Source organism: Sphingobacterium sp. SGR-19 (assembly GCF_011043555.1).
Taxonomy (GTDB): domain Bacteria; phylum Bacteroidota; class Bacteroidia; order Sphingobacteriales; family Sphingobacteriaceae; genus Sphingobacterium.
In genome coordinates this window covers 37966-50929 of record NZ_JAAKGS010000007.1, presented here as the reverse complement: position 1 = coordinate 50929, position 12964 = coordinate 37966, and the positions used below count along the sequence as shown (strand labels likewise).

Annotated in this window: 11 protein-coding genes and 1 other RNA gene; 7 read left to right on the top strand and 5 right to left on the bottom strand. The window is 40.6% G+C overall.

Translation table 11 applies throughout. The features are described 5' to 3' along the window. Nucleotides 1-10 precede the first annotated feature (10 nt). Together ffs and accD are read left to right on the top strand one after the other, a co-directional pair. Nucleotides 11-108: signal recognition particle sRNA small type (ffs, locus tag G5B43_RS13575), an RNA gene on the top strand. A 235-nt stretch (nt 109-343) separates the two neighbouring features. After that, complete coding sequence (gene accD, locus G5B43_RS13570) at nt 344-1186, top strand: acetyl-CoA carboxylase, carboxyltransferase subunit beta (protein ID WP_165295514.1); 843 nt, start codon at nt 344-346, stop codon at nt 1184-1186. Nucleotides 1187-1194: 8 nt separating this feature from the next. Here accD and G5B43_RS13565 read toward each other — a convergent pair whose 3' ends face one another. Then, entirely contained in the window at nt 1195-1539 is a 345-nt protein-coding gene (locus G5B43_RS13565; RefSeq protein ID WP_206367360.1) for a hypothetical protein, read from the bottom strand. A 92-nt stretch (nt 1540-1631) separates the two neighbouring features. On the opposite strand from G5B43_RS13565, the gene G5B43_RS13560 reads away from it, so the two are divergent. Together G5B43_RS13560 and purU are read left to right on the top strand one after the other, a co-directional pair. Next, nucleotides 1632-3494 (top strand): DNA topoisomerase IV subunit B, encoded by a 1863-nt coding sequence (locus G5B43_RS13560; RefSeq protein WP_165295346.1) that lies wholly within the window; start codon nt 1632-1634, stop codon nt 3492-3494. A gap of 30 nt (nt 3495-3524) precedes the next feature. Further along, nucleotides 3525-4367, top strand: a complete 843-nt coding sequence (gene purU, locus G5B43_RS13555; RefSeq protein WP_165295345.1) for a formyltetrahydrofolate deformylase — start codon at nt 3525-3527, stop codon at nt 4365-4367. Nucleotides 4368-4531: 164 nt separating this feature from the next. Here the strand turns inward: purU and G5B43_RS13550 are convergent, their stop codons facing one another. The 3 genes from G5B43_RS13550 to G5B43_RS13540 form a co-directional block, all read right to left on the bottom strand. Beyond that, nucleotides 4532-5428 (bottom strand): class I SAM-dependent methyltransferase, encoded by an 897-nt coding sequence (locus tag G5B43_RS13550; RefSeq protein WP_165295344.1) that lies wholly within the window; start codon nt 5426-5428, stop codon nt 4532-4534. 64 nt (nt 5429-5492) lie between these two features. After that, nucleotides 5493-6248 carry an ABC transporter ATP-binding protein gene (locus tag G5B43_RS13545; RefSeq protein WP_165295343.1) on the bottom strand — a complete coding sequence of 252 codons (756 nt, stop codon included), beginning with the start codon at nt 6246-6248 and terminating at the stop codon, nt 5493-5495. 5 nt (nt 6249-6253) lie between these two features. Then, nucleotides 6254-6988: an MlaE family ABC transporter permease gene (locus G5B43_RS13540; RefSeq protein WP_165295342.1), complete on the bottom strand. Its 735-nt coding sequence runs from the start codon at nt 6986-6988 to the stop codon at nt 6254-6256. 167 nt (nt 6989-7155) lie between these two features. Between G5B43_RS13540 and G5B43_RS13535 the strand changes: the two genes are divergently transcribed. Both G5B43_RS13535 and ispG read left to right on the top strand, forming a co-directional pair. Further along, a complete protein-coding gene (locus tag G5B43_RS13535) occupies nt 7156-8082 on the top strand; it encodes a LiaI-LiaF-like domain-containing protein (protein ID WP_165295341.1) in 927 nt (308 codons plus the stop codon). 247 nt (nt 8083-8329) lie between these two features. Further along, nucleotides 8330-10339 (top strand): (E)-4-hydroxy-3-methylbut-2-enyl-diphosphate synthase, encoded by a 2010-nt coding sequence (gene ispG / locus G5B43_RS13530; RefSeq protein WP_165295340.1) that lies wholly within the window; start codon nt 8330-8332, stop codon nt 10337-10339. Nucleotides 10340-10360: 21 nt separating this feature from the next. Here ispG and G5B43_RS13525 read toward each other — a convergent pair whose 3' ends face one another. Further along, entirely contained in the window at nt 10361-10786 is a 426-nt protein-coding gene (locus G5B43_RS13525; RefSeq protein ID WP_165295339.1) for a T9SS type A sorting domain-containing protein, read from the bottom strand. A 192-nt stretch (nt 10787-10978) separates the two neighbouring features. Between G5B43_RS13525 and G5B43_RS13520 the strand changes: the two genes are divergently transcribed. After that, nucleotides 10979-12922, top strand: a complete 1944-nt coding sequence (locus G5B43_RS13520) for a KUP/HAK/KT family potassium transporter (protein ID WP_165295338.1) — start codon at nt 10979-10981, stop codon at nt 12920-12922. Nucleotides 12923-12964 lie beyond the last annotated feature (42 nt).

Sequence of the window (12964 nt, the reverse complement as noted above, 5' to 3'; positions counted from 1 at the left end):
CTTTTGTCGCAGGCAAGTCTCCTACGACCAGCTCCCTTTGACTCCCCCAGGTTGGGAACAAAGCAAGGGTATTAGGTTGAGCGGTGCGATAGGAGTAGCTTGCCTATTTTTATTTTATAGACCCCACGCCTTCTATCATTTTCATAACCGGTATTGCTCCGTCACTCTTTTTACAATATTTTTCATTAGAATAATTTTTTTACGGCAATGAAGCTGTCAGATTTCTCACTCGTGTTTGCTTAAGATATTCAAGATGGCGCAAGCTCGGTTTATTCATTCCTCTATAGGGTTTGCATAAATCATGATGGTTTCGTTTCTTTGTAGTCCGAATGATCGTGATTTTATGAGTTGGTTTAAAAGAAACAAGGCAGGTATCCATACTGCAACTGAAAATAAAAAGGAAGCGCCTGATGGCATGTGGAATAAATGTCCAAATTGCAAAAAGCCGCTATTAAACAGTGAACAAATTGAAAACCAATACGTTTGCCAGTATTGTGATTATCATATCCGCATCGGTTCTGCTGCCTATTTCTCTATCCTTTTCGATGACAACAAATACACCGAGCTATTTGAAAACTTAACATCGGGTGATCCTCTTCAATTTTCTGATACGAAACCATATCCTGTCCGCTTAGCCGACAGCCAAGCCAAAACAGGGTTAAAAGATGCCATCCGCTGTGCACATGGCAAAATGGAGGATCGGGATATCGTGATCGCGTGTATGGACTTCACCTTTATTGGTGGTTCTATGGGTTCAGTAGTTGGCGAAAAAATTGCGCGTTCCATCGACTATTGTATAGAAAACAAAACCCCTTTCATGTTGATTTCTAAATCGGGCGGGGCACGTATGATGGAAGCTGCTTTCTCCTTAATGCAGATGGCGAAGACATCAGCAAAACTAGCGCTGTTAGCACAGGCTAAAATTCCCTATGTTTGTTTATTAACCGACCCGACAACAGGTGGTGTAACGGCTTCCTACGCGATGTTAGGGGACATTAACATTGCTGAACCGGGTGCATTGATTGGGTTTGCTGGCCCACGTGTTATTAAAGAGACTATCAAAAAAGATTTACCCAAAGGCTTTCAGACATCTGAATTTGTTTTGGAACACGGATTCCTGGATTTTATTGTGGATCGCCGGAATCTTAAACGTAAAGTAGCAAGTTATTTACGATTAGTGAAATAAACGACCAACTAAAAATATTTTCTAAAAGCCCAGAACCTACGATTTTTTAGATAATGTAGATTTTTTTCATTTCGGTAGGCTTCCCGCTCAAAAGAGATATTAAGGTAAGCTTGCCGAAATTTTTTGTATTGTAAGTAGCGTAACAAAAATTCAACACCATACCATATATAGAAGGGGACAACCAACATCTCCGCTGCCTGCCTGATATGTATATTTTCGTGGTTTAATAAATACTTATCATGCCTATAACGTCGATCCAGTAAAAAGATAAAAGGAAAGATAACGATCGCCACTGCTTTTCTTCCCGAAAAGATATTTGTCCAAAATCTACTTACAATAATTTTTCCTTTCATAGCTTTTCTACAATAGGATTAGGCAAAGAGCTTGCCGAAATTATCTAATCTTTTTCCTATTTTTGTTAGCAAAGAAAACTTAAACAAACCGTATGACGACATATAACGAAGACAGTATACGTTCCTTAGATTGGAAAGAACACATCCGTTTGCGCCCCGGTATGTATATCGGGAAATTGGGAGATGGTTCTGCTTATGACGATGGAATCTACGTATTGTTAAAGGAGATTGTCGACAATTCCATAGATGAATTCGTGATGGGTGCCGGCAAAACGATCGACATCACCGTTCACGACAATAAAGTAGCGGTACGTGATTACGGACGCGGCATTCCCATTGGATCCGTTGTGGATGTGGTTTCTAAAATCAACACCGGCGGTAAATACGACAGCAAGGCGTTCCAAAAATCTGTAGGTCTAAATGGTGTCGGCACGAAAGCCGTCAACGCCCTTTCCGACCAATTTACCGTACAGTCGTATCGTCAAGGCGTAACCCGTATTGCACAGTTTCAACGTGGTGAATTAGTGAATGACGAGCAAAAAGAAACTACGCAACGTAACGGTACGGCGACAAGTTTCTACCCGGATGAAACGATTTTCCGGAATTACAAGTTCCGTATGGAGTTTGTAGAAAACATGATATGGAATTATGTATTCCTTAACTCCGGGCTGACCATCAATTTCAACGGACAAAAGTTTGTTTCCGAAAATGGATTAAAAGATTTACTCGAGCGCAATATTGATGCAGAATCCATGCGTTATCCGATCATCCATCTAAGGGGAGACGATATCGAAATTGCACTGACACACGGTCAGCAATATGGTGAAGAATATTATTCTTTTGTCAATGGGCAACACACCACGCAAGGTGGCACACACCAAGCAGCATTCCGCGAAGCCGTTGTAAAAACTGTTCGGGAATTTTATAAAAAAGAATACGATGCATCCGATATTCGATCCTCCATTATCGGCGCTATCGCGATTAAGGTACAAGAACCGGTATTTGAGTCGCAAACAAAAACAAAGCTCGGATCACAAAGCATCGGCCCAGAAGGTCCTACCGTACGCACTTTTATCAACGATTTTGTTAAAAAGGCATTGGATGATTATCTACACAAAAATCCGACTACAGCTGATGCTTTGCTTAAGCGTATCTTACAATCGGAACGGGAGCGAAAAGATATTGCAGGTATTAAGAAACTGGCTAACGAACGTGCTAAGAAAGCATCTTTGCATAATCGGAAATTGCGTGACTGCAAAATCCATTTCAATGATAAAAACGAGCGTAATCTAGAAACGACTCTGTTCATCACCGAGGGAGACTCCGCAAGCGGCTCTATTACCAAATCACGTGATGTGCAAACCCAAGCGGTATTTAGCTTAAAAGGTAAGCCCTTAAACTCCTACGGTATGTCGAAAAAAATTGTTTACGAGAACGAGGAGTTTAACTTGTTGCAACACGCCTTGAATATCGAAGACGGACTTGATGGTCTACGTTATAACAACATCGTCATCGCGACAGATGCTGATGTGGATGGTATGCACATCCGCTTGCTGTTGCTAACGTTCTTTTTACAATTTTTCCCGGACTTAGTGAAAGCCGGACATGTGTCCATTTTGCAAACCCCGCTATTCCGTGTGCGGAATAAAAAAGAAACCATCTATTGTTATTCGGATGAGGAACGTCAACGCGCCATTGCCAAATTAGGAGGTAAACCAGAAATCACTCGCTTCAAAGGTTTAGGTGAGATTTCCCCATCCGAATTCGGTCTTTTCATTGGCAAAGACATACGTTTGGATCCTGTAATTCTTTCAAAGGATAACAAACTTCCGCAATTGTTGGAATATTATATGGGCAAAAATACACCCGATAGGCAAAAACATATTGTGGAAAACTTACGTATTGAAATCGATCTAGAAGAAGAACTTGCTAAAGCTGCTGCCGTTGCCTCCTAAAAAGGCAATAGAATTTATACAACAAAAATAATGAACAACCAAACCTTAATACTTATCCAGTGCCAAGATGCGGTGGGCCTGGTTGCTAGTGTCGCCCACATCATCGCTAAGCATCATTTGAATATCGTAACTATGCGAGAATTTGTTGATGAGGAAAATCGCAAATTCTTCGTCCGTGTGGTGTGCAGCGGCGTACCCGCTGCTACGCTATTATTGCAACAGGATTTGGAAGACAACTTACCTGCTCACGCACAGGTGTCCATCAATCCTGCTCGCGAAAAGAAGCTTGTTATCCTGGTAACCAAAGAACACCATTGCCTTGCAGACATCCTGGTACGCCATTTTTTCAAAACACTTAATGCTTCTGTAAAAGCAGTAGTTGGAAACTACGAAGTGCTGAAAGAGTTTACCGAGAAGTTCAACATCCCCTATCATTATATATCTCATGAAAACAAAAGCAAGGAGGAGTTTGAACGAGAACTAGCAGAAACCATTGCACCGTACCAACCGGATTATATCGTACTGGCAAAGTTTATGCGTATCCTCTCTCCCACTTTTGTTGCAAAGTTTGCGAATAAGCTCATTAACATACATCATTCTTTCCTTCCTGCATTCATCGGTGCCAATCCCTACCGACAGGCTTACAAACGTGGGGTTAAGATTATCGGTGCGACCGCTCATTACGTTACCAACGACCTGGATGAAGGTCCAATCATCGTACAACGTACTAAATCGATCAATCACAGTTATGATGTCCCCAATTTGGTTACAGCAGGAAAGGAAATCGAGAAAGCGGTATTAAGCCATGCCATCCATTTGCTAACGGAAGACCGCGTGATGCTACAGGGCAATAAGACGATTGTTTTTGAGTAGAGACGCAAGATCTTGTATCTTTGGGTATTATGTTTATCATTATCGAAAAATGATTGGATTCATTTTTTAAGGCGCATCTGTTATTTTATACTCGTGTGGAATTGTCGCATTGGTTTTAAAGAAACACCGAGCTTTATGTCCGCCACAGTCCCGCCCTCATCTAATTATGTTTTTCTAAATTTTCCGAAAACGCCTAAAGGAAGTTTGGAGCCTGCAGTCGCTTGTAAATAAAGTTCTCCTATTTCCAGATTTTCTACTTGCGGGAACGCCGTTCTTATCAGATTCTCCACGATGACGGAAGAAAATCCCAAAGAATAGGTATTCAAAATAAGGAAATGCTCTTTTGGATCGAGAAGTTGCACCACATCATGCATCATTCCCATGATATGATCTTCAAGCTTCCACTTCTCTCCCTTAGGCCCATGCCCATAGGCCGGCGGATCTAATATAATGCCCTGGTATTTATTGCCACGCTTTAATTCTCTTTTTACAAATTTAAGCGCGTCCTCTACCACCCAGCGGATATTATCCAATTCAGATAGTGCTTGATTTTCATTCGCCCAAGTAACGACTTGTTTAATCGAATCAACATGCGTTGTATCCGCCCCTGCCGCTTTTGCAATTAACGATGCGCCGCCTGTATACGCAAATAAATTCAATACTTTCGGATTGGGTGTCCTAAAAGATTTAACGGATTCCGATATATAATCCCAATTCACGGCTTGTTCGGGGAATATGCCGACGTGTTTGAACGACGTTAATCCCAAACGAAATTTAATGGACGCATCTTTGTTTTTATAACTGATATGCCAACGGTCCTGTGTTTGGGGATTTTTCTTCAGCCAATCTCCAGAAGTTGCTGATCGTCCCTTGAAGCGGATATGGTGTCTTTTCGTCCATTCCGCTTCGGATAGGGTTTTCGGCCATACGGCTTGTGGCTCGGGACGAATTAAAATAAAATCGCCAAATCGTTCTAATTTTTCGAAATCACCACAATCGATCAGCTCGTAATCTTTCCAGTGTTGTGGCGTAAGAAGTTGTATGTTTGTTGTTGAAGTCAATTTCAGATATTAGATGTCAGACATTAAAAACGTCACAAAGATAACGATTAGATGTGAGATGTTGTTACTTAATAGAATCCCTGGCTGCTTTCATCAATGGGCTTGCAAAGACAAAATCATTCAGCTCCTGTACATCCGAACGTAACATCTCATCATTAGATCCATCCCAGAACTTTTGTCCTTGATATAAAAACAGAATATAATCACCTATCCCCATTACCGAGTTCATATCATGTGTGACAACCAACGTTGTACATTGATATTCTTCTGTTAGCTCTTGAATCAACTCATCTATCAATATGGCGGTCGCGGGATCAAGACCAGAGTTTGGTTCGTCACAAAACAGGTACTTAGGACTCATACTAATTGCCCTTGCGATGCCTACCCTCTTTTTCATTCCGCCTGAAAGTTCAGATGGATATAATTTATTGGCATTCTTCAAATTTACACGATCAAGACAGAAATTAGCACGTTCTATTTTTTCCTGTTGGCTCATATCGGTAAACATGCTCAATGCAAAAATAATATTTTGTTCCACGGTCATAGAATCGAACAACGCGGAGTTCTGAAACAACATACCAATATTTCGGCGAATGGATACACGCTCCTCAAAGTCCATTCCCGTAAATTCCTGTTGGTCGAAGAATACCTTTCCTTGATTGGGATCATGGAGCCCTACAATACACTTCAACAGCGTACTCTTACCTGAGCCCGATCCGCCGATAATTAGGTTCACTTTGCCCGGTTCAAAAATGGCGTCGATCCCTTTCAACACATCATTATCACCAAATGATTTGTATATATTTTGAATTTCAATCATAAATCTTAAAGCATCAATGCGGTAATAATATAATCACAAGCCAGAATCGCAATACAGCCAATCACCACTGCTTTTGTTCCTGCTTGTCCGACCTCCAACGCCCCACCTCTGACATAAAAGCCTTTGTATGCTGGAACTGAAGTAATAATAAATCCGTAAATTACGGCTTTTACAATGGCCACTGTTACCGTAAAGCCATTAAAACCTTCCTGTATTCCTTGTATATAGTCTGACGGTGCAACAGCCCCTGATAAACTGCCTCCTATTAGTCCGCCGGTAATAGCACAGAAAATGGCAATGATAACCAACACAGGAACCATGATAACGCCAGCGATAATCTTGGGCAAAATCAAGAAGCCAGGAGCATTGATGCCCATAATCTCCAGCGCGTCGATTTGTTCCGTTACACGCATGGAACCTATCTGAGAAGAAATAGCAGACCCGACTTTCCCCATTAAAACCAAACCTGATATAGTCGGCCCCAGTTCCAAGATATTGGAGTCCCGGTTGATCTGTCCGATTACTGCACTTGGAATAAGATCAGATACCAGCTGAAAGGCAATTTGTAGTGTCATAACCGCCCCAATGAACGTAGAAATAATCAAAATTAAGCTTAATGAACCTATGCCTATTTCATTCATCTCATGAAAAATTTCTTTTAAATATATCTTCCATTTTTCGGGCTTTTTGAAGACCTTTCTCAACAACAGGATATAGGAACCAAAATGATGAAATATCATAGAATAATCGACCTTTCGTTAAATACTATTGCAATATACGCATTTGCGTGGAAGAAATTTCACCGACAGAATGGTTTATTTCACCGAAAGTATGAACAACATAACCTAAAAGTAGTTTTATAAAAAAATCGTAACTTGTAGTTTTGAGCTGTTATATTTACAGAAGTATGGAGAATAAATTAATATCCGGCGTCTGGTTCGTCTTTATAGGAGTAGTTCTTTTATTGCACAACCTAGACATTGTACATTTTAATTTTTGGGCAACAATAAAATACTGGCCTTTACTCATTATCATTATGGGCATCAACTTAATCGCCCAAAATAAGCTGTACGGAAATTACATTAAAATTGGCTGTAATATCCTGTTTTTAGGATGGATTTTCTATGTAGGCATGACGGCTTCTAAAACAGATTGGACAGAACAGCTTTTTAACGGAAAAAACATCAACGTTGGCAACATTGATGACAGCGAACCTCTATCGAACGCTGTGCGTACACCTTTCGATCCCTCAATGGAAGAAACGATGTTAGAATTTAACGGAGGAGCAGGGAAATTTGAAATGAAAGTAGGAGAAAAAGATAATTTAGTTTCTGCAAGGGCCAAGACCGACGACATGGGCATGAACATGAAAACAACGCAAGAGGACGGCAAACAAAAAGTCGTTATCAATGCGAAGCCAACCTCAAAAAGCAAAAAGTCGGATGCGGTCCTAATAAATCTTCACCCTGATGTACTTTGGAACCTAAATTTAAACTATGGTGCCGCTAACATCAACAACGATCTGTCCACATTGAAATTCAAAAATTTAGAAATCAACATGGGAGCAAGTAATATGGATCTCACCTTAGGAAATCCTCAGATAGGCATTTCAAAAATTGATATTGCTACCGGCGCATCAAAAATGCATGTTCGCATTCCAAAAGACGCAGCTGTCAAAGTTGAATATACTTCTATTTTATCGAAAAACTCCTTTGAGGGCTTTGAAACCAACGAGAGCGGCGTAGCAAAAACAGCAAATTATGACGAAGCGAAGGACAAGTTTGATATTGAGCTGGAGGGAGCCGCCAATAATTTCACGATAACTCGATATTAATTGTCTGAACCAAGATTTCTAAAATGATTTTTTTAAGGCATTGCACCATCTCTCCCTTAACATTTAAGATCACATCCGAATGGTTTACAACTGTACGAATTCATCCTTAGCAATAACCCAAATGTAAAACATTCGAAGCGATGAGGTTTATGAACATGTGTTTATTTTGGTGTTCATGAGCTCCCGTTGGTCGGTTTGGTTTTTTTACGGAAAAAAGAAGTTAAAAACATTAACTTTGTACCTAGGCATGGACACAACGAACGCAATCATTTTACCCGGAGGATATTGTAATTCCAAAACATCTTATAGTCGGTTTTTGACGCGAGAAGTAACCGTCGGTGATATTCCCATGGGAGGAAATCACCCAATTCGTATCCAAAGTATGACGACCGTCGACACGATGGATACCTTGGGATCGGTGGAACAGACCATCCGTATGGTCGATGCAGGATGTGAATATGTGCGGATTACAGCGCCAAGTATTAAAGAGGCTGAAAATTTAGCTCATATTAAGAAAGAGCTAAAGATGCGCGGCTATCATGTTCCTCTTGTGGCGGATATCCATTTCACTCCTAACGCGGCAGAAGTAGCGGCTCGTATTGTGGAAAAAGTGCGTATTAACCCTGGTAACTATGCCGATAAAAAGAAATTTGACCAGATAGAATATACGGATATAGCCTATCAGGGCGAACTGGAACGTATCTATAAAAAATTTGCGCCTTTAGTTAAAATCTGCCAAGAGTATGGCACCGCCATGCGTATTGGCACGAACCACGGTTCGCTTTCCGACCGTATTATGAGCCGGTACGGTGATACGCCCGAGGGTATGGTGGAATCGGCATTGGAATTCATTCGGATTTGTGAAGATTTGCGATATTATAATCTTGTCGTCTCCATGAAATCCTCCAACCCACAAGTGATGGTACGTGCCTATCGCCTGTTAGTCGAAAAAATGGTTGCGGAGAATATGAACTATCCACTTCACTTAGGCGTTACGGAAGCCGGAGATGGTGAAGATGGACGTGTAAAATCTGCAGTGGGTATCGGAACATTATTGGAAGATGGACTCGGCGACACGATCCGGGTTTCCCTTACAGAAGAACCAGAAAATGAAATCCCTGTTGCCCGGGCTTTAGTTAATCGTTATACAAACCGCAAGATACGGCAAGAAAATATCCAAACACGCGAAATTACCAACTTATCAGGCCATACCGATACCAGCCCCTATGAAGCAGCGGAAGTCAATGCATTTATTGGAGGATCTTTGGTTCCACGCGTAGTCGCGGATATCTCACGCGAAAATTTAAAAGACCCTTTTGTATTGACTGCCGTCGGTTATCGTTACGACGCGATCAACGATAAATACCACATGGGAGACCAATCGGTAGACTTTATTTATCTTGGCTCGCAACTGCCATCGTTTACATTACCTGGAAACTTGAAAGTTCTATACGACTATGACACTTGGATAAATTTAAAAGACAAGGCTAACAAACATCCGGTTTATACCTTGAAAAGTTTTCAAGATACAGCGGCATTCGATCCTTCCTTAAATTTGATAACATTGACAAACGACGATCTGGAGGGAGAGTATTTCGCGAATTTACAGCTAAACAACACGGTAGTCTTCCTCTTGGAAACGAATCAACCTCATGGAATGGCAGACCAACGGCAGTTTTTCAACAACCTGCAAGCTATTGGCGTGAATAATCCGGTTATTATCAAACGCAATTATCCTTTAAACGAATTCTCTGGTCCGGTGGGAGACATCATGAATCCAGAAGAACCAATCTCCAAAATCCAGCTATATGCTGCTACGGATATGGGTGCTTTATTGGTCGATGGATTGGGCTCTGGTATCTGGATAGATTCACCTGCTACTCCCTTAGACAAACTTGCATCACTCTCCTTTGGTATCTTGCAAGCGACTCGATCCCGCATTTCGAAAACAGAATATATATCTTGTCCGAGTTGCGGTAGGACACTGTTTGACTTACAGGAAACTACACAAATGATTCGACGCCGTACCAATCATTTAAAAGGCTTAAAAATCGGTATTATGGGCTGCATTGTAAATGGCCCCGGCGAAATGGCTGATGCAGATTATGGTTATGTAGGTGCTGGACCCGACAAAATAACACTCTATAGAGGTAAAGAAGTTGTAAAAAGAAATGTAAGCTCTGCAAATGCTTTAGATGAATTGATAGAGATTATAAAAAACGACGGATTATGGGTAGATGAGGGGAGTGAAAACTAACAATTAAAGATTAGGCAGAAACTACCTTACAGAAATGCGTTTCACAACGGTTTCGGTACCGGACGATACCCGCACAAAATAGAATCCAGTAGATACTTTTCCATCGGTATCGAAGGCTAGGCTCTGCAGACCTGCATCTAAGCGACCATTCATTAAGTTTAAAACTTCATTTCCCAAAGCATCCATAACTTTGATAACTACGGTATTTTGTTGGCTTAGGGTAAAGTTTAAGGTAATTTGTTCCGCAACAGGATTGTAAAATACTTTTACATTGTTGATTAACTTCTCACTCTCCTGATCGTTAGCGTGTTTAACAAAATTAGAAAAAGAATGGATAGCTGTATTAGTTTTTCCTGTGACAGTAGAAATGTGCATAGCATTCCCTAAACTAAGCATTGCTATGCTTGCTAGAGTAAATAATGCTATTTTTTTTCTTAATCCTGTCATGTTATATGCTCATCAGTAAGTAGAGTAGAGTAATTGCTATTAACAAAGTTAATTTTTTTGATGTTCTGTTGGATACTTTTTTTTATTTTTTTTTCGCCTTTAACAATTTTTAACAAGATTATACGTTGTCTGTTTTGTCGTTATAAAAATACACACATTTTTAATGTATGTTTGCATCATAATTTTTAAAGAATGAAACCCAATAAGCATTCCGATGCGACTAAGCTTAGTCTGGCCGGCTTATTAATTAGTTTAGGCATCATTTTCGGTGATATCGGCACTTCTCCCCTATATGTTGTAAAAGCGATTTTCAACAAGGGTATCATTGAAGAAAACCTTATCTTAGGTAGCCTATCATGTGTCTTTTGGACGTTAACCTTACAGACCACAATAAAATACGTTTGGATCACTTTGCAGGCCGATAATAAAGGCGAAGGAGGCATTCTATCCCTCTATTCTTTAGTCCGCAAAAAGGCAAAATGGCTTATTATACCCGCTATTATCGGAGCCAGCGCACTGCTCGCAGACGGCATGATTACCCCAGCAATCACTATTTCCTCCGCCATTGAGGGATTGGCGATTCGAAACCCCGATATACCAACCGTACCTATCGTCATCGCTATTATTAGTTTGTTATTTCTTATACAACGATTTGGAACCTCCATCGTAGGGCGTATTTTTGGCCCCCTAATGTTTGTGTGGTTTAGTATGATCGGAATTTTAGGATTATTATATATCATACGTGCTCCGGAAGTATTCTACGCTTTAAATCCATATTATGCTGTTTCGACGATTATCGATCATCCCAATTCTCTGTTCTTGATCGGTGCTATATTTCTGTGTACAACCGGAGCGGAAGCTTTATACTCCGATATGGGACATTGTGGAAAATCTAATATCCGTGTTAGTTGGATATTTGTTAAGCTCATGCTCATATTCAATTATTTTGGCCAGGGTGGATGGCTAATGGAGCACGCGGGCACACAAATCGGCGACACAAATCCTTTTTATGCAATTATGCCGAGCGCGTTCATCGGGTATGGCGTCATTATCGCTACTATGGCGGCAATCATCGCCAGTCAAGCGATGATATCCGGTTCTTTTACCTTAATTTCAGAAGCTGTACGTTTAAATATCTGGCCAAAAGTTTCCATCCGCTACCCCAGTGAACATAAGGGGCAGTTATACGTACCGTCCATAAACCTTATTTTGTATATTGGCTGTATGCTGATAGTAGCCGTATTTCAACATTCCTCCAATATGGAAGCAGCTTATGGATTGGCTATTAACCTGACGTTTATTGCCACTACCATTTTGATATGTGTGTTTCTGTCACGGCTACATGTATCCAAAGTATGGATCGTGATGTTTGCTTTGTTTTATTTCACCATTGAAATCGTATTTCTTGTCGGAAACCTCGTGAAGTTGACACATGGAGGATGGTTGACCTTGTTGCTTGCAAGCTCGTTATTTGTTGTGATGTTTGCTTGGTATGGTGCACGCAAAATCAAGAATAGCTTTGTTCGTTTTACCGACATCCGCCCGTACTTCCCTATTATTGCAGAACTAAGTGAGGACAATTCAGTTCCTGTATTTGCTTCACATCTCGTTTATTTAACAAGCGCCAACAACAAAAACGAAATCGAGTCTAAAATCATCTATTCTATCTTAAATAAAAAACCCAAACGAGCTGACGTATATTGGCTCGTGCATGTTGATGTCATGGACAATCCGCACACAAGAGAGTATCAGGTCGAACAACTCATACCCAAAAAACTTATCCGTATCGACTTTAAACTGGGTTTTCGGGAAGAACAGCGCATTAGTTTATTATTCCGGAAAGTCGTCGAAGATCTGGTGGAGAAAGGCGAGATTGATATCACTAGTAACTATAATACGTTAAGAAAACACGGCATAGCTGGCGATTTCAATTTTGTGGTTCTGGAAAAAATAATTGCCAAAACACACGATTTAAAATGGCATGAAAAAATAATCTTGGAAATATATAAAACATTAAAGAGATTCAGTTTATCCGAGGAGAAGGGGTTTGGTTTAGACAGCAGCTTCGTAACGCTTGAACGTGTCCCATTAAACATACCTAACACGAAAGAAGTGTCGCTCCGAAGACTACCATAGCCGCTATCTTCTTAAATTTCGTATCTTTGCAGGTCAAATAAA